Here is a 14799-nt window from a genome sequence, read left to right on the forward strand (position 1 = left end):
GGAAGTCCATCATGAGTTCGGAGCTGGTCAAGCCGCAGTCGATTCTGAGAACGGCAACAGCTTGCAATTACCTCACCTCTGTTGCTTATAGCGAGTGCGGACGTCCTATTCCCTACCGAGCTTGATAGTTGCTCTCAGTTGCGTTTTCTGTATCCTCCTGAGTCTGGATTTCTTCACGAGGGACTAACGTGACGGGTGTTCGGGTTCGCGCTGAAGCGCAAGGCCTGCCCCACGGGGGCATGGCTTTGCGCAAAGGCCTGCCAGGAGATGAGAACGCGATCGCAGAAGCGGTCGAAAAGCTACTTTCTGAATTAGGTGGCCCCGGACCAGAGTTCAGCCTTGAAGGCACGAAGCAGGCAGCGTTGCGCCTGATTCGGGATCCCGAAGACGGCTTCATTTTTGTCATCGAGGAACAAGCCACGGGGCAGATTGTAGGGGTCGCTACCGTCTCGGCCGTTCAGGCCGTGAGAGCAGCCGGAGCGTACGGTGTGCTTCAGGAGCTATGGATTTCTCGCGATTTCCGAAGCTCTCACCACGGTCGGCATCTGCTCGATGCGGTACATTCGGAGGCGAAGCGCCGAGGCTGGCAGATGATTGAGGTTACGTTGCCTCCGGATGGCTATCCGGCCTTAGAACGGGTACGCCGTTTCTACGAGGAGAGGGGATATCGGGTTGCAGGATTGCGCGCGCGCAAGAGGCTGTGACAGTACTGCGATCTCTGCTCCACAGAGTTAAAGCGCTCCTGGGCTAGCGTGCTATCAGTAAAATCTTTCAAAGCAGCAGATCCTGCGGCTTGTTGGTTCTCAAAACGAACGCTCCAACGCGTGCGTCGCGGCCGAGCATGATCGAGAACCTCGACGCTGATGCGGTGTTTACTCCCACTGCGAGCGGTTACCTCTTCGACCTTCTTGGCGGCAACGTTCAAAATATCAGCCATCAAATCGTTCTTCATTGTGCGAAGCGATACGATGGTCTTCTCAAGGCTCGTGGACCGCGAGCCGAGACCTGCCCGGCTAAAAGCCTGCATCTTAATTCGGCGGACCGTCGTGAAAGGATTCGGTAGGACCTTGTCACTCCTGCTGGCGAACGTTCAAGGAAGGTGAGCGAGATCAGCCATCAACACTGATCCGGTAGAGGATTCCGTAATGAGCAATGTGCCGTTTGCCGCCTACAATACGAGGTTCGTGCAGGTCACCCCAGCGCAGGACTTGATGCGGGCGATCGTTTCGCCGTTCGGCGCCATGACGAAGACCTGGCCAAGGGAGGCATCCGCGACAAAGAGCCGCCCTTTTTGATCCATCGTCAGTCCGTCAGGACCGCTCGTCCCGAAGAACAAGCTGAAGCGTCCCACCTTCGCAACCCCGCCGTCACGCATCAGCGGCACGCGCCAGACGCTGTTGTCGCGCGTCATTGCAACGAACAACACGGTCTCGTCCGGACTGAGCACCAGGCCGTTCGGACTCGGCCCGTTGGAAATCAAGCAACCTCGGCCGGTCGGATCGTGCAATCCAGTTTGCCCCTGATCGGTGAAATAGATGTCGCCGTTGGTCGCGATATGCAGGTCGTTGCAGCCTCTGAAGGACTCGGAATTGCGGTGCCCCAGAAAGGGCCTGATAGTACCCGCTGCGGATCGAGTTCCATGAGGCCGTTCATGTAGTCGGCGACCAATATCCGGCCATCCGGCGCGATCTTCAGTCCATTAGGCCGCCGCTATATTCGATGATCAGAGACCAGGCGCGATCCGGTGAAATCCGTAAAATGCGGCCGAAGGGGATGTCGACGACATAGAGATTCCCGGACTTGTCAAACGATGGTCCCTCGATGAAACAATCTACTGGATGTCCCCGCGGTTCGCGTCTGCCCATTCCGAGGAAACACCCGGGCGACGAAACTCCGGCGGCATCGACGAGAACATGCGGGTCTCAATCAGCTTGGGCGGCTTTTCGAGATACATCATGATGCGCCTTCCAGCCCGCGGCGCGGCTGGCCCTCGTAGTTGTAGCCGAACTGCTTGGGCATCGGGCCCTTGTTGCGATCCTTGCGCCCAGCTTGCTCCCAGGCGTGCGCTAGGATTCCGACCGCGCGCGACAAGCAGAAGACCCCCCGCGCGAGCGGAGAGGCGAAGCCCAGCTCGCCGTAGATGACCGCGGTCGCGCCATCAATGTTCATCGGAATGAGTTTGCTCTTGCGCTGTTGCATCACGCGCTCGATCGCGCGAGCGGCCTTGGCATAATCGCCGCCGACACGGCCCTCGTCGGCTGCGGCATCCACCAGCGCCAACAGCGGCGCCGCGCGCGGATCGACTGGATGAAACCGGTGGCCGAAGCCCGGCAGATATTTGCTGCGTGTTGCGGTGAAATGGTCGATTGCGGCGCCAGCGGCCTGCTCGATCTCTCGCCCTTCGCGCCGTCGCAGCACATCTTCGTAGAGTTCGATAGCCTGCTCCCCTGCTCCGCCATGCACGTCATCGAGCGTATTGATCGCCGAGGCCATGGCACCGTTCAGGGGCAGGCCGCAGCTCACCGCCATCTGGGCAATTGCGATGGAGGGCGCGTGCGGACCATGGTCAACGGACGCAACCAGCGCAGCTTGCAGCAACCGCTCCTGCGCTGGCGTCGGCAGATCGCCGCGCAACATCAGCCAGATCATGGCGGGAAAGGAAATCCGGCCTATCAACTCTTCGATTGGATAGCCTCGATAGGCGATGCGACCGGGCGCGATATCGCAGATGGAGGTTCGCCACCAACGGGCCGCTTGCTGTCGCAATTCTTCTTCGTTCATTTCCGGTTCGTCCATTCAACCTGCCGATCGGCAACCGCCGCAAGCCATCGGATATCATGATATCGGTCCGTCCGCGGCTACGCGGACGGGCAGGAAATCAGCCTCTCGTTGCTTTGGCGTCCCGACAGCCCGGCTTGAGACCAGTTGCTCAACCTCCGCATACGAATAGCCGAGCCGCTGCAGCCATCGCTCGGTGTCTGCACCGAGCGTCGCAGGTGGTGAAGGCACCGAAAACTCCTCATCCAGCCGGAACCCCGGCCGCGTGATTCGTAACGGCTGCGCACCGTCTTGTTCTGGGGCCAAAGTCTCGACGAATCCGCGCTCGAGGAGCTGTGGCTGCTGCAAAAGTTGCGAGACCGTCAGCACGCAGCCTGCGGGGACTCCAGCCAGATTCATTTGGGCCTCCCATTCTTCAGCGGGCTTGCAACTCAACGCCTTGTTCAACTCCGCGTTCAGCGCTGCGCGATTGACCTTGCGCATCTCGCGCCCAGCAAAGCGTGGATCCGTCTTCAGGTTCGGTCGGCCAATCAGGTCGCATAGGGCTTGGTACTGCTTCTGCTCGTTGGCGGAAATGTTCAGTGGGCCTGTTGCGGTGCGGAACGTGCCGGAGGGAGCCGCGGTGAAGTTCTCGTTGCCGATGGGCTGCGGCTCGACACCAGCGTTGAGGTGGTTGGAGACCACCCATCCCATCGCTGCAACGGTGGCTTCGAGCAGGGACACGTCGATGAACCGACCGCGGCCGCTATGCCGCTGTTCGACCAGAGCCGCGGCAATGGCAAAGGCAGCAGTCAGTCCCGCAATCGTGTCTGAGATCGGAAAGCCCGTGCGCAGGGGAGCCGAGGCCGTATCGCCGGTGACGCTCATGGCACCAGACAGACCCTGGACGATCTGGTCATAGGCTGGACGGGCGGACCACGGTCCGCTCTGCCCAAAGCCGGAGATCGCGCAGTAGACGAGACGCGGGTTCTGCCTGCTGAGCACATCAAAGCCCAGGCTAAGCCGTTCCATTACCTTCGGCCGGAAGTTTTCGAGCACCACATCGGCTTCCTTGACGAGTCGCAGGAATACCTCGCGGCCCGATTCCGACTTCAAGTCCAGCGCCACGGATTGCTTGCCGGCGTTCACCGCGACGAAGGAGAGTCCCTGCAGGCGTTCTGCTCTTTGCGGATCGGCGCCGAGGCGCCGCGCGAGATCGCCGCCGTTTGGGTTTTCGACTTTGATGACCTCCGCGCCAAGACGCGCGAGATGATAACCGCAGAACGGACCGGCCAGTACGTTCGACAGGTCCAGGACGCGGACGCCGGTTAGCGGCAGAGACATCTGAAAAAGCCTTCCTTTAGGTGATCCGAAGGTGAGGGCTTGGTCTGCGGGCAGCTATTTCAGTTGTTGCGCGGCGCGTTCCGCGAAGCGATTGGTGAAGGTTTTGCTCAGGTCGATCTTTGCGGCAGCGATTCTTCGATCAAAGTCGCTCAGGACAGCTAGCGGGACCTTGGCCGCCTCGATGTCCATCTGCCCGGTTGGCGAGAACAGCGCTTTCGACGCGTTCATGATTTCGATGTTCACCTCGCGATTGTCAGTCTTGTAACCAGGAGGAATCGTATCGACGAGCTGCTCCGTCGGCGTTGCGTTGATCCAGCGGTGAGTTTTGAGCAAGGCGTTGACCAGGCGCTGGACCGTTTCGGGATTTCTGTCGATGAAGGACTGCTGGAGGTAGAGACACGCGGTCGGATAGGATCCGCCGAAGGCCTGCTTTGAGCCTTCGATCGTGCGCGCATCGAACAACGCTGTCGCGCTCTTCGTGCGCGCGAGAAGCGTCGCGATAGGATCGAAATAGACCAGGGCATCGACGTTCTTGGCCTCAAGCGCCACCATGCCCGGTGCGCCGCTGCCGACCGCAATGATGTTCACATCGCGTGGACCCAATCCTGATTTCTTGATGTAGTAACGCGCCATAGTATCCGTCGATGACCCCGGCGCCGTGATCCCGAGCCTGAGACCCTTCAGGTCGGCGCCGGTTTTGACCTTGTCGGCGAGGTCGCTGCGGACACCGAGCAGGACGCCGGGAATGTCATTGAGCAGGAACACGCAGGAAATTTGCTTGCCCTGCGCCTGCATCTGAATGGTGTGATCGTAAAAGCCGATGGCCCCGTCGACGGAGCCGCCGATCAGGGCCTGCAGAGCCTTTGAGCCACCAGCCTGGAAGTTCTCGACGGTAACGTCAAGGCGTTCTTCCCTAAAGGAGCCAAGCTTCAAGCCAAGTTCGAGAGGCATATAGTTCAGGATCTGTGACCCCACGGTGATCTTCAATTTTGTTTTCTCGGGCTCGGTGGCGTGCGCCGAAATGACCGAGAAAGCGGCCAGCGCCACGACCGGCATCAGTCTTATGGAAACGTGCATGCGAACCTCCATGATTGATGGGCGAGCGTACGATCAGCTTTCCTGGGCAAGCGCCGGCCGCCAGACGAGGAGCCGCTTTTCCGCGCGGTCGACGATGGCGTCGAGGGCAACGACGAAGGCGGAGAGGACGATGATTCCTGCGAACACTCCGGTCGCATCGAGGACACCTTCGGCCTGCGCAATTAAGTGCCCCAATCCTGCGGACGAGCCGAGATATTCGGCGACTACGGATCCCATAACGGCCATGCCGACGGACACCCGCAGGCTCGACAGAATCCAGGTCGTGGCTGATGGCAGGTAGACGTGCCGTAGCAGGGAGGACTTCGATGCACGCAGGAGGCGGGCATTCGCCAGCACGACCGGATTGACCTCGCGGACGCCCTGGAACGTGTTGAAGAATGCGACGAACAGAACCAGCGTCACGCCGAGCGCAACCTTGGAGGTGGGGCCCAATCCGAACCAGATGACGAAAATAGGTCCAAGCAAGATGCGCGGGATCGCATTGAACATCTTGATGAAGGGCTGAACGACTTCGGCAGCGAAGGGGCTTAGGCCCAGCCAAATACCAAGTGCTGTGCCGATCCCGATACCAACCAGGAACGACAGGACCGTCTCCAGCAATGTTATGCCAACATCGGTCCAAAAGTCCGCCGTCGACATCCACTCCCCGATCCTTACAAGTGTCGACGGTGCCGGAAAGAAGAAGGGATCGATCAGTCCGGCCCGCACGCCCAATTCCCAGATCAGGATCACGCCAAGGACGATGACGAACTGCGTGAGAGCGACCTTACCCCGCGTGGCATAGCTTTTCTCCACTTCGGCGCCGAGCAGCGACCAAATTTCACGATAGAGCGCGACGAATTCGTCGGTGGTCTGCAGCGCCGAAACGTCGCGTGGACGAGGCAGCGTAATCCTGACGTCGGCAACCACAACGACGCGGTCCGCCATCGTGATCGCCTCATCGAGATCATGGGCGATGAAGACGAGCGAGCGCCGGTCCGCCTGCCAGAGGTCGAGCAGGATGCGGTGCATGAGGCGGCGTGTGTGAACGTCCAGCGCGGAGAACGGCTCATCCATGAGAACGATCTTGGGCTCCATGATTAGGGTCTGTGCCATCGCAACGCGCTTGCGCTGGCCGCCGGACAATTGATTCGGATAGCGCTCCTCGAATCCCTTCAATCCGACCTTGGCGAGCCAGGGCTTTGCCTGCTCGCGCGCTTTCGCGATCGAGCTGCCCTGAAACACGAGCCTGAGGCCGACATTGTCCTGGGCCGTCTTCCAGGGCAGCAAGCCTTCCTGTTGCAGCATGTAGCCGGACTGATCGTTCAGGCCCGTAAGCGACTTGCCGAAGATGCGAACATCTCCCGCGGCGGGCTTCAGCAGTCCGGTGACTGTGTTGAGAATGGTCGATTTCCCGCAGCCGGTCGGCCCCACCACTGCAACGAATTCAGTCTCGCCCACCTGGAGGTTCATGCTTTTCACGGCCGTGAAGTCGCCGAAGCGAACCATCACGTCGCGCAAGTCCACGGCAACTCCCGGCCGGTCCATTGTTTCACTCCATAGAACTTGTTCTATGTTTCGAAACTGCGGTAGCACCGCGTCTAGTGAGCAGTCAATCGTATTCTGGTGGGCAGAATGGCGCTTCTACTAGCTGGCTGGACTCCGGAGCGGATTCCGATTTATAGCTTCTGCACAACAGAACCGGAGAATTTGATGGTAAGAACAGGGGTTGATGCGGTGGCGCGGGCACTGGCAATCCTTAAGGCGTTCGACCCCGAGCGCGCCGCGATGACTCTGACGGAGATTGCGGATGCGACTGACCTCTACAAGAGCACAGTCCTTCGCCTTGCCGCATCTCTGGAGGCGGATGGATTCCTGGTGCGGGGTACTGACCGACTTTTTCGACCCGGACCGGAGCTATGGCGCCTTGGGGCGCTCTATCAGCGCGGGCTCGACCTTGCTGATCTGATCAGACCCTCGCTCCATCGTCTGGTCGAGGCAACTGGAGAGACCGCATCCTTCTACATCGCGGAGGGCGACGAGCGCATTTGTCTTTATCGCGTCAATTCTCCGCGTTCGGTCCGGCATCACCTCGAAGAGGGTCAGCGATTGCCGATTGACCGCGGCGCTGCCGGCCGTGTTCTTACCGCCTACCGCGATTCTGCATCAGCCGATGGAAAGAAGATCAGAGATCGTGGCTTCTACGTCTCGATCGGCGAGCGGGATCCTGAGGTCGCGGCCGCAGCTGTGCCCGTGATCGACATACATGGCCAATTGCGCGGCGCCCTCTCGGTCTCCGCCATTCGGACTCGCTTTGATGCAGATGCTCGGAAGGCTGCGATTGAAGTTCTGAAGTCCGAGGCTAAAGCGCTGATTGGTCTGCTGCCTGCAAGCGAGCGCTGAGCTACAATGGCAGCGTTCTGTTTATGACGCACAGCTCAGCGGGTACCGCAAGGACCTCTCCTGAGCGTAGCGTGCTTTTCTCACATTGTTGAGGCGCATCGGAGCGCGCATGGGCGAGGCGTTCTTTTGCAACCGGATTTTTTGGTGGTTCAAGGAATGCCCTGAAGACGACAGAGTGTAGTGCCAGATCAGCTTGGAGTGGTGGAGCGCCCCTGAAGCTGTTCCTGGAGGCGCCCAAGTGATCCGCCGCAGATCATTCTCGATTTCGATGCCCCCCATGCACGGGGCATCAGGAGAGAGGCGTCTTCAAAGGCTATTACGCTGCTCGATATATGTGCTGGTGTGCGTGTTCTGGAGCCGGCATATGCTGACAGCCAAGCCGCGGCGCGCCGACATCGATGCAAGCGCGGCCAGCACGTTGCGCGGATTGCGCGGCAAATCCGTGCCCACTGGCAGCGCATCTTGCCGCGAGCTTCCCAGGAGGCTTGCGCCCAATGCTCTGGGCTTCGATGACATACGTTCTCAGGTCAACCCGCTATCCCGATCGCTCTTGAAGGACGGCGCCGGAGCGCTCGTCTGAGCTCACCGAACTGGTAGAACATGACGAACAGAGCGATCATTCCGGCGCCCAGCTCAGCGATTGCTTGACTGGCTAACAGTCCGTTAATACCCGCGACCACCGGGAATAACAGTACGGCCGGTATGAAGCTGCCTCGCCAGGGACACAATTTCACTGAGGCGTGCTCTCCCAAAAGACTGAAGCATTGCCGTCACGAAACTCTGAATCCCAAACAGTCCAAAGAAGAGATGGAACACGATGCAGGTCGAGACGGCAATTTCCGTGACCTTCTCGTTATCGCTAAATAGGCTCACCAAAGGCCTTGCAAAAATGACAACGGCCGCAGAATACACCACGGAGAATGCGACCGTCACGAAGAGCATGAACTTCGCTGCCTTCAGAATACGGGCATAGTCGCGTGCGCCCCAACCGGCCCCCAGGATAGCTTGAGCGCCTATACAGAACCCGGTGATAGTGCCCCGACCATCAAGATTCGCACAGCTATTCCAACCGCGGCGATGGAAACATCGCCGAACGGCGCAGCAGCTCCGTACAAGAGCATAACGGCAAGCGCAGATAAAATACTATTGTCGCCGGCGCGCCCACCAACGCGAGCTGTCTGATGCGATCTTCTCGCAGCGATAGGTGAGATATCCTGACGAGAACTGTCCCTCCAAGCTTCGTAAAATACGTGATATAGATTCCAATAGCAGCGATCTGCGATACCAGCGTTGCTGTGGGCTGCGCCTCGCACACCAAGGTCAAGCAAGAATATGAAGACGGGATCAAGCACAGCGTTCAGTAAGAACGCGGTCATCATCGCCCAGATGCTGAATCGTGGACGGCCTTCGGCTCTGACAATAAACCCGCTGACGATATTTAGAAGCATGAGAGTGTACCCAAACAAAAGCGTTCCCGCGTAGTCGAGCGCCACGGGCATGATGGTTGGAGTTGCTCCGAGCGTTGCGAATATCCCTGGCAGATTTGGAAGCAGAGCGACGGTAGCTATGCCGATCGGAGCCGTGAGCGCGAGTGCTGTACTTGCGCCTCGACTCGCCTCTAAGTACTCACGAGCGCCCAGATGACGAGATATGAACGACGCTGTTCCAACCCCGATCCCCTGTCCGGCTGCAGCGAGCAGGACCACGATCGGCAAGGTCATGCTGACAGCTGCGATCGCCTGCGTGCCAAGTGCGCCAAGTGCGGCAACAAAGATCGCGTTGACGAGCTGCTGCAGCGCATGAATCGATAACCCAACTACAGATGGAATGGCGAGCCGCAGGATAACGCCGAGAGATTCGGGTCCGATAAATCGACGTGCTGTTTTTCTTGGGCATCACGTTGCGCTCGCTGTCGATGGCGAATTCCGTGTCCGGCTCATTCATGGATGAACGTGTCGCGAGCTGTTCCAAATTCGCTGAATCGCGTACTCAGTGCAACCCTCTCCGGATCCGATCTTGCACGGCCGCGGGTAAGTTCGTCTGCGCCGGTCGATCGCCGTGATCGCGTCGACCGGTTGACGTTTTTCACAAGCTGATTTTTGCCATGTCGATTTTCCGTAGGCATACGCCTCCCGTCTATCGTAACCGTCTGGGGCCCTTAACAGAATAGCGAGGACCCCGATTGAGGTGTGCGTGGCGTGGCCACCTAGGTTCTGCCGGTCATATTGTGCCGCTCTGCCCCTTGTTGGCTTCTCGTCGTTTGCGTTCACTTCTGCTTCCTTCGGCGGGGAACAGGGCGGGACCCCAGGGCCTTAAGTTGGCTTTGGCATCTACGGGATCTTGTAGTGGACGCTCCAGCGTCTGCATGAGATTCATCAAGCGCTTGCACGGGATGGTCGCCGACCCGCACGCCGGCCGGGACCGGGCCCCGACGAGGTCGACCAGACGCGGCAGGCCGTCGCGTACTGCCTGGCTCATTCGAAATGGAGACTCAGGTGCAAACCCACAAACATCGGGCATCAGATGAAGATACTCGCTATCTGCTTGTGCGTTGCCGCCAGCCTCCTCGATCTCCGTGCGCATTTTGCGCCACGTGTCGTCTGGTCACTGACCGCTCGGGGCCTCTGCAGTTGTCGATCCCGATTATCGGCGCGCCGACTGGCGTGCTTCTGGACTTCTTCAGCCCGGTGCTCATACCGCTGTGGCAGATGCGCGGCGGTCACGCCATCATGCGCCATCTCGAGATCGAGCTAATCGATCTGAAGACGGTGGCGGCGATGTCCGACCGGGACATGCTGCTTCTTCCGGGTGTCGGTCACAAGAACCTAGCGCAGATCAGGACGTGGCTCGCGATGGCCATCGAAGAGGGGAAGAGGGGATGATAATAGACCGCGAGCGCCTGCTCAAGATTCTGAGGCTCACGGAGTCCAACCACGACGGCGAGGCCATCGCCGCCATGCGCATGGCCAACAAGCTGATACGCTCCGCAGGCAAGACGTGGGAGGATGTCGTGTCCGGCTTCGCGGCTCGGGCGCCCATGTCCTACGGCTCCCCCGCCTCGTCCGACTACCGAACTCCGCCTAGCAAGCGGAGGCCGAAGACCGAGCCCTAGAAGATATACGACGGCAACATCGGAACCTATCTCAAGGCACGGACCGAGCGCAGACCGACCTGAGCACCGTTACGTTCCTCGCGTCGCTGTCCGACTACTACGAGGCGAACGGCTACCTGACCGAGCCGCAGCCGCAGTACGAGGCTGTGATGCGAATGCACGACACGAAGCCCGGGAAATCAACCTGGAGGTTCTAGTGAGTCCGAGGAAGTCCAGGACCAAGCCCGGACCGAAGTTCCTCTCGTACCAGCGCGAAAGGCGTGGCAAGAGACCTGACGCGTGCTGCGGTCGCCGCCGTAACCCATTCTACCACGAACAGGTCTGGCGATGCGCGCGAAACCTTGGGCTGTGCATAACTTTTGTGATCGACCCAGATATCGCTGGAGGACGCGCGGGCCATGTACTCCATGATCACGGCCAAGGGCAACATCAGGCACGAATGCGCGAAGCTCCCGGCGTTCGGTAACGACCCGGGCACCATGCTGACGATGCGCGACATGCTGACTGAGGCCGGGGGATTTCAGCAGCGAGTAGCGAACGCGCTCGGATGCACGGTCCTCCTCGCGGCTGGTCACCATCACCTCGATCCGCAATGGTCTCGCCTCCGGTCTCGGCGCGCGCGCACTTGACGTCGACTATGCCGTCACTCATGTTCTTGCCCTCCATCAGCACGTGTGGCGGCCGTTCGGATCGAGCGACGGCTCGCCGTCCGACATCGATCTCGACGGGATCATCACCGGCGACATCCGGCAGACCGTCGAGACGCTCGACCGCTACGTCGGCTGGCATCGTCGGCGACGGCTCGTTGATGCGGTCGGCCGTCGGCCGCTGGGTCAAGTCTATCATCCACCGGCCCCGGGGCAGCACCGTGTTCTGCAACGCGGGATACGACCTCGGGTGGTTCAACTGCGACTGGGACGCCAGCCGTCCTGACCACCGACAGAGTACCCGTCACATCCATCTGGCCGAGTGGGCGAACTATCCGCCGGGCTTTATTTAAGTTCGAGGCAGCGCACCGACTTCCAAAACTCCCCCAGACACATCGCTGTCATCGGATGCACGGTCATTCCTATCGGATCGAGGTCGTGCTGAACGGGCCGGTCGACCCGCACACCGCGTTCGTAGTGGATTTTTTCGAGCCGGCCCCGCTCTTCGCCGAAACTCGTCAAATTGAATGCGCGCGACTCTTCAGCGAGTAGGCAAAGACTTCGGAGCGTGGCCGGGATCTAGAACCAAGCTCATCTCCCTGATTTTGGCATCGATCTTCTCGAGGACGGCGGTCGGGACGACATCCCGCTCCGGGAGATTCCACCAATGATCGTTCGTCGACGACACGACTTCCTCGACGGCCGAGATGACCGCCGGTTCGGGCAGCCGCGCCCGATTGGCAAACTTTCGCCAGCGGTTTGCAGTAAGCGCCTTGAACGATTTCTCTCCTCCCAAGGACAAGGCCATATCGTCCTTTGGAAAATATGCGGTGGTCGATAGGACGTCGTACACGGGGGCGATCGCCGGAGTGCAACCGTCGCCCGGATATATCGTGGACCAATTCTTCAAGTGCATGTCGCCGTTGCCGACAAGCGCGGCAAGGGCCACTCGGCGAACGAATTCTAGTGCGGCGCCTGTCGACACCGCCACGTTCAGCGCGGAGGCGATGTCGTGGTACGAAGCGTCATCATATTTTTTGGACGGCTGCCGGCCGAAGATTTGAGCGAAGTCTTCGATGTGAATTCGGGTGCCTGCGGGTCCTCGGTCGAAACGTTTCACCAGCAGGACCTTGCCGGTCGACAGAGTGTTGAACTCTTCGGGTATTCCCTCGAAATCGGATTTTTCTACAAGCTCGCGTTCCGGTACATCCATTCCGAGCGCGGCGGACAACGCTAAGATGACGAACTCGTTTTCCGACAATCCTACCAGATTGGTCGAAGGATATTTTGCGATGTACTGACCTTGCTCGTCGCCGATTGGCAAAGTCAGCCCGCTCCCCTTGCCCGTGTTCTTCATCACGGAAAGCTTCATCTGAACTCCCGCCAAGGAAAACCGAGCTTTGATCTCGCGTGGATTTTCTCGAGCCGCTATCGTAGTGCTGCCGTCGCTCGGTACGACGCGCACCGCGCCTGGCAAGTCCGTGCCGAGCGCCGCCAATAGATCGAAGTCGTTTCCCTGCCTCACGAATCCCGCATGGTGTTTTTCCATCGCCTCGCGGAGCTTGTCCTCGGGCAACATGTTTGCGAAGAACGCCGGCAGCATGTGCGCTGCAGGCTTCGGGTCCTTGCGAAGGCCTCCATCGGCGGAGCGCAACGAGAGGCTCAAGATCGGAGGCCCTTCCATGGCTCGATAGGCTGGGTCGAGACTGAAGGCGTTAAAATCGCCTGGCGTACGTACGACCGTTCCGACCTTGAGGTCTTGAAGGAACACGTCCAGCGACTGGATGGTATTAGGGGCGCGGAATTGGGTACTCATCATCCGCGTCGGTTGTGAATGCCGGTCGGTCTTCGTCGTCGGAAGGGCGAAGCAGAGCGTTGACGCCAGGGACCATTGCTTGTGGGATCAGCATCAACTCCATGCCGAGCGCTCGCGCGACGTTGATAAGCGTGTTTGCCCGCGCAGCAGCATCGCCTTGCTCGATATCCCGGTAACGTGGCCTGGAAATGCCTGCGCGTTCGGCCACCTGCTGTTGAGTCAGGCCCGCTTGTTTCCTCGCGTCCCGGAGAAGCCGTCCTAGGTGATGGGTCGCTTCTGAGTTCCGTTCCATGATCTGTTTTCGTATCTTTCTTCCAGCAAGGGAACGCAAAGGTATCTTTTCAGGTCAAAGCTGTCAACTAATTGATCCGTTTGCATACCATTCAACCATCAAATGATCCGCAAACGCATCTTTCTATCGGAAAAGGTCAAGCCCGACGGCTCGACCGCGGGAGAGGCGCGTCTTGGCTATCGGAGGCGAAATGCCCGCCAAGGAACACGTGCACAAGTCCTGCTTTGGCAATTCGGAACCCCTGCTCCGTGCTACCCGCCGAGAATACACGGGCGGCCGAAAGAGATTCGCTCGGCAGGAGTGGTTCGATGCCGATGAATAAAGAGAGACTGCCGCCGGTCCGGACGCCGCGCTGCTGGGCCATCGCGGTACTACAGGAAGCCGGTGCCATCCGCGAGTGCGAAAAACACGTCTGGATGTTGGATCGGGCCAATCCACATGCGTGCGAGCGAGCCTTCGACATTGCTCGGGCTGCCCCCGGACTTTCCGCGAAGGAAGCCAGAACGCTACCACACGGATGCGTATAACTTCGAACCGATCGAGACCGCCCGTGCTCGGGAGAAGGCCGACCAAGACGACTATTGGTTCGCGAACAGATACACGTTCGAATGCGAGGACTTCGATCGTGTCCCCTGGCATGGTGTAGCTGACGGCGGGTCACCGCGCTCACCGGCAGGAGCCGGGCAGGTCAGCTGGCGATAGCCGGAAGGCTGACGGTCGGATCATCGCTCAACGGGGCGATGGTTTCCAGCGTCATGTAGCGGGCGCGCTGGACCGCCCACTCATCGTTCTGTTCGAGCAGGATCGCTCCGATGAGGCGAGTGATGGCGTTTTCGTTGGGGAAGATGCCGACCACCTCGGTGCGCCGCTTGATCTCGCCGTTGAGGCGCTCGATCGGGTTGGTAACCGGTATAAGATTCTCGGTGCTGATGTTCGGCTGCGGTTTTCAAGATCGTGGCGTATGGTGCGACCATCCGGGACAGAGGCACCGGGAGCACGAAGGTGTGGGCAGGCCGATGCGTACGATGAGCTGCGAGCTCGAGTTAGTGGCTGGCCGCCTCTACGACTAGCCCGGTTGCGCCGTGAGCGCGGATCCGTAGTTGTCGTGTCGCCCACCGTTCCCGTCATATGACAGGAGGTGTAAATGCGACGCATAATCGGAATGGATATCCACCGAACTTTCGGCGAGGTGGTTTTCTGGGAAGACGGCAGACTTCGACCGGCCGGTCGCGTCGATATGACCCGCACGGCACTGGAAGGCTTTGGCAAAAGCCTTCAACCGATAGACGGGGTGGTGATCGAAGCGACCGGCAACTGCATGGCGGTGTCACCGGGTGCTGTCGCCGTTCGT

At 59.7% G+C, this 14799-nt stretch carries 14 protein-coding genes and 5 pseudogenes; 8 read left to right on the forward strand and 11 right to left on the reverse strand.

What is annotated here, in order from left to right:
• Positions 1-188 precede the first annotated feature (188 nt).
• On the forward strand, positions 189-704 hold the full coding sequence (locus FXV83_RS17000) for a GNAT family N-acetyltransferase (protein WP_235939727.1): 516 nt from the start codon (positions 189-191) through the stop codon (positions 702-704).
• A gap of 386 nt (positions 705-1090) precedes the next feature.
• On the opposite strand, the pseudogene FXV83_RS17005 reads toward FXV83_RS17000, so the two are convergent.
• The 6 genes and pseudogenes from FXV83_RS17005 to FXV83_RS42795 all read right to left on the reverse strand — a co-directional run.
• A pseudogene (locus FXV83_RS17005) lies at positions 1091-1957 on the reverse strand (SMP-30/gluconolactonase/LRE family protein).
• On the reverse strand, positions 1954-2781 hold the full coding sequence (locus tag FXV83_RS17010; RefSeq protein WP_148740555.1) for a citryl-CoA lyase: 828 nt from the start codon (positions 2779-2781) through the stop codon (positions 1954-1956). The pseudogene FXV83_RS17005 and the gene FXV83_RS17010 overlap by 4 nt, the downstream one beginning before the upstream one ends.
• 54 nt (positions 2782-2835) lie before the next feature.
• Positions 2836-4101, reverse strand: coding sequence for a CaiB/BaiF CoA transferase family protein (locus FXV83_RS17015; RefSeq protein WP_148740556.1), 1266 nt, complete (start codon positions 4099-4101; stop codon positions 2836-2838).
• Positions 4102-4155: 54 nt separating this feature from the next.
• On the reverse strand, positions 4156-5157 hold the full coding sequence (locus FXV83_RS17020; protein ID WP_235939736.1) for an ABC transporter substrate-binding protein: 1002 nt from the start codon (positions 5155-5157) through the stop codon (positions 4156-4158).
• 54 nt (positions 5158-5211) lie between these two features.
• Positions 5212-5994, reverse strand: a complete 783-nt coding sequence (locus FXV83_RS42790; protein ID WP_187435962.1) for an ABC transporter permease — start codon at positions 5992-5994, stop codon at positions 5212-5214.
• A pseudogene (locus FXV83_RS42795) lies at positions 5968-6726 on the reverse strand (ABC transporter ATP-binding protein); the annotation flags it as partial. The gene FXV83_RS42790 and the pseudogene FXV83_RS42795, both read right to left, overlap by 27 nt.
• Before the next feature lie 87 nt (positions 6727-6813).
• Between FXV83_RS42795 and FXV83_RS17030 the strand changes: the two are divergent.
• Together FXV83_RS17030 and FXV83_RS42800 are read left to right on the forward strand one after the other, a co-directional pair.
• Positions 6814-7581 (forward strand): IclR family transcriptional regulator, encoded by a 768-nt coding sequence (locus FXV83_RS17030; RefSeq protein WP_235939750.1) that lies wholly within the window; start codon positions 6814-6816, stop codon positions 7579-7581.
• A gap of 364 nt (positions 7582-7945) precedes the next feature.
• Positions 7946-8161: a hypothetical protein gene (locus FXV83_RS42800; protein ID WP_187435964.1), complete on the forward strand. Its 216-nt coding sequence runs from the start codon at positions 7946-7948 to the stop codon at positions 8159-8161.
• Between the two features lie 83 nt (positions 8162-8244).
• Here FXV83_RS42800 and FXV83_RS44085 read toward each other — a convergent pair whose 3' ends face one another.
• Together FXV83_RS44085 and FXV83_RS44090 are read right to left on the reverse strand one after the other, a co-directional pair.
• Positions 8245-8613: an MATE family efflux transporter gene (locus tag FXV83_RS44085; RefSeq protein ID WP_347341065.1), complete on the reverse strand. Its 369-nt coding sequence runs from the start codon at positions 8611-8613 to the stop codon at positions 8245-8247.
• On the reverse strand, positions 8595-9449 hold the full coding sequence (locus tag FXV83_RS44090; protein WP_347341066.1) for an MATE family efflux transporter: 855 nt from the start codon (positions 9447-9449) through the stop codon (positions 8595-8597). Before FXV83_RS44090 ends, FXV83_RS44085 begins: the two co-directional genes overlap by 19 nt.
• A gap of 762 nt (positions 9450-10211) precedes the next feature.
• Between FXV83_RS44090 and FXV83_RS17040 the strand changes: the two genes are divergently transcribed.
• The 4 genes and pseudogenes from FXV83_RS17040 to FXV83_RS17055 all read left to right on the forward strand — a co-directional run.
• The gene (locus tag FXV83_RS17040; protein ID WP_148740559.1) at positions 10212-10463 is read left to right on the forward strand and encodes a hypothetical protein; all 252 of its coding nucleotides are present in this window, start codon (positions 10212-10214) and stop codon (positions 10461-10463) included.
• On the forward strand, positions 10460-10693 hold the full coding sequence (locus FXV83_RS17045) for a hypothetical protein (protein WP_148740560.1): 234 nt from the start codon (positions 10460-10462) through the stop codon (positions 10691-10693). Before FXV83_RS17040 ends, FXV83_RS17045 begins: the two co-directional genes overlap by 4 nt.
• A gap of 398 nt (positions 10694-11091) precedes the next feature.
• Complete coding sequence (locus tag FXV83_RS17050) at positions 11092-11322, forward strand: hypothetical protein (protein WP_148740561.1); 231 nt, start codon at positions 11092-11094, stop codon at positions 11320-11322.
• Positions 11323-11673: 351 nt separating this feature from the next.
• A pseudogene (locus FXV83_RS17055) lies at positions 11674-11847 on the forward strand (6-pyruvoyl trahydropterin synthase family protein); the annotation flags it as partial.
• 34 nt (positions 11848-11881) lie between these two features.
• On the opposite strand, the gene FXV83_RS17060 reads toward FXV83_RS17055, so the two are convergent.
• The 3 genes and pseudogenes from FXV83_RS17060 to FXV83_RS17075 all read right to left on the reverse strand — a co-directional run.
• Positions 11882-13156, reverse strand: a complete 1275-nt coding sequence (locus tag FXV83_RS17060; protein ID WP_148740562.1) for a type II toxin-antitoxin system HipA family toxin — start codon at positions 13154-13156, stop codon at positions 11882-11884.
• Entirely contained in the window at positions 13131-13448 is a 318-nt protein-coding gene (locus FXV83_RS17065; RefSeq protein WP_148740563.1) for a helix-turn-helix domain-containing protein, read from the reverse strand. The genes FXV83_RS17060 and FXV83_RS17065 overlap by 26 nt, the downstream gene beginning before the upstream one ends.
• A gap of 688 nt (positions 13449-14136) precedes the next feature.
• Positions 14137-14352: pseudogene (locus tag FXV83_RS17075) on the reverse strand (transposase); the annotation flags it as partial.
• A 240-nt stretch (positions 14353-14592) separates the two neighbouring features.
• Between FXV83_RS17075 and FXV83_RS17080 the strand changes: the two are divergent.
• Positions 14593-14799: pseudogene (locus FXV83_RS17080) on the forward strand (IS110 family RNA-guided transposase); the annotation flags it as partial.

The organism is Bradyrhizobium hipponense, from assembly GCF_008123965.1.
GTDB classification, from domain to species: Bacteria; Pseudomonadota; Alphaproteobacteria; order Rhizobiales; family Xanthobacteraceae; genus Bradyrhizobium; species Bradyrhizobium hipponense.

Bases quoted from the DNA above. Each gene is read 5' to 3' on its own strand.
- FXV83_RS17065 (WP_148740563.1), bottom strand. From the start codon at position 13,448: ATGGAACGGAACTCAGAAGCGACCCATCACCTAGGACGGCTTCTCCGG.
- FXV83_RS17045 (WP_148740560.1), top strand. From the start codon at position 10,460: ATGATAATAGACCGCGAGCGCCTGCTCAAGATTCTGAGGCTCACGGAG.
- FXV83_RS17030 (WP_235939750.1), top strand. From the start codon at position 6,814: ATGGCGCTTCTACTAGCTGGCTGGACTCCGGAGCGGATTCCGATTTAT.
- FXV83_RS17050 (WP_148740561.1), top strand. From the start codon at position 11,092: ATGTACTCCATGATCACGGCCAAGGGCAACATCAGGCACGAATGCGCG.
- FXV83_RS17020 (WP_235939736.1), bottom strand. From the start codon at position 5,157: ATGCCGGTCGTGGCGCTGGCCGCTTTCTCGGTCATTTCGGCGCACGCC.
- FXV83_RS17060 (WP_148740562.1), bottom strand. From the start codon at position 13,156: ATGAGTACCCAATTCCGCGCCCCTAATACCATCCAGTCGCTGGACGTG.
- FXV83_RS42800 (WP_187435964.1), top strand. From the start codon at position 7,946: ATGCTGACAGCCAAGCCGCGGCGCGCCGACATCGATGCAAGCGCGGCC.
- FXV83_RS17015 (WP_148740556.1), bottom strand. From the start codon at position 4,101: ATGTCTCTGCCGCTAACCGGCGTCCGCGTCCTGGACCTGTCGAACGTA.
- FXV83_RS17010 (WP_148740555.1), bottom strand. From the start codon at position 2,781: ATGAACGAAGAAGAATTGCGACAGCAAGCGGCCCGTTGGTGGCGAACC.